Annotated in this window: 1 protein-coding gene; it reads left to right on the forward strand. The window is 40.2% G+C overall.

The features are described 5' to 3' along the window. The first annotated feature begins 500 nt into the window (after positions 1-500). Positions 501-1,775 carry a group II intron reverse transcriptase/maturase gene (ltrA, locus tag AAV98_RS19715; protein WP_060667205.1) on the forward strand — a complete coding sequence of 425 codons (1,275 nt, stop codon included), beginning with the start codon at positions 501-503 and terminating at the stop codon, positions 1,773-1,775. Positions 1,776-1,858 lie beyond the last annotated feature (83 nt).

Here is a 1,858-nt window from a genome sequence, read left to right on the forward strand (position 1 = left end):
GTGTGCCAGGCATGGCAACTATCTAGGTGGTGAAAGTCCACTGTGGGGGTACACATCGACCAACCACTAAGGAAGCGCAAGGTATTTATCGTGAGGTAAGGGCTGGAGGAAGCGTGGAATAAAATCTTGGCTCGACGAACAGAAATCTGATATTAAGGCTTTATAAAGGGATGAAACTCCAAACCAAGTTAAATTCCAAAAGATGTGCGTAACTTTATAAAGTAAATCAGGCGAGTAAAAGAGGAAAGATAGTTGCCTTACCCTGGGAGGTCTTGCGGATGTACCCTAGGTACAGTCGAAAAAGGTTTGTCGCAAGAAGTCAGCAGAAGCCATAGTAGTGGAATTATTCCATGAAGGGCTGAACAATTTATAGTGTTTCGACACCACGAATGCGTAAGTGAAGTGTTCCGAATGTGTTAATGGTGAACGTATGAGCGTATCTCAGAGGATAACCAAAAAGGAATAATCACTTACTACGTGAACGGATAGGAGAAACGAGTGTGGAACTTTTAGAACAAATATTAAGTAATCAAAACATGAATGAAGCCTACCTTCGTGTCTATAAAAACAAAGGTGCGAGTGGGGTCGACGGAATAACGGTCGATGAATTAAAGCAATATCTGAAAGAGCACAAAGACGAGCTGCGTCAGCGCATCAGAACAAGAAAATACCAACCACAAGCTGCCTTAAGAGTGGAAATCCCAAAAGGAAATGGCAAGATGCGCAAGTTGGGAATACCAACAGTAGTGGATAGGGTAGTTCAACAAGCAATTCATCAAATACTCAGCCCGATATTTGAAAAGCAGTTCAGCGAATTTAGTTATGGCTTCAGACCCAAAAGAAGTTGTGAGATGGCAATTATTAAAAGCCTCGAATTTCTAAATGATGGACACAACTGGGTTGTGGATATTGATCTTGAAAGGTTTTTCGATACAGTCCACCATGATAAACTCATGCGAATCATCTCTAATACAATAGATGATGGAGATGTCATCTCTCTAATAAGAAAATATCTCGTCAGTGGAGTGATGGTGAATGGAAGATATGAGTCCACACCAGTTGGGACTCCGCAAGGAGGAAACCTTAGCCCACTTCTGAGTAATATTATGTTGAACGAATTGGATAAGGAACTAGAGAGTAGAGAACTCCAATTTGTAAGATATGCAGACGACGCCCTAATTTTTGTGAAGAGTGAGAAAGCGGCTAATAGAGTGATGGATTCAATTGTACGGTTTATAGAAAAGAAATTAGGACTGATAGTCAACATGGAAAAGAGTAAAATCTCTCGTCCCAAAGACTTGAAATTCTTAGGTTTTGGTTACTACTACGATAGTAAAAGTAAGAAATACCAAGTAAGACCTCACCCTGACTCCGTACAAAAATTCCAATGGAAGCTTCGAAAGTTAACAAAGCGAAATTGGAGCATTCGTCTGGACTATCGAATAATAAAACTAAAACAAGTCATAATCGGTTGGGTTAATTACTTTAGAGTCTCAAACATGAAAAAAGCGATGGGTGAGATAGACCAGAAGCTTCGCTCCAGAATCAGAGTCATCATTTGGAAGCAATGGAAGGTACCGAAGAAACAAATCAAATCGCTAATTCAACTAGGGATTCCTAAAGAAGAAGCGAAAGGGTTAACTTTCTGTCGTAGAGGTTACCGGTTCATCGGACTATCAAAAGTTATTCATAGAGCTATCTCAAACAAAAGATTAAAGCAGAGGGGATTCCCCTCTGCTTTAGAACACTATTTAAAAGTCCACACTGTAATATAAATTGAACCGCCGTATACGGAACCGTATGTACGGTGGTGTGAGAGGGGCGAAAATAATTTAGATTATTTTCCCTCTACTCGATT

The sequence above is a fragment of the Bacillus sp. CHD6a genome (assembly GCF_001293645.1).
In the GTDB taxonomy this organism is placed as follows: Bacteria; Bacillota; Bacilli; order Bacillales; family Bacillaceae_I; genus Sutcliffiella_A.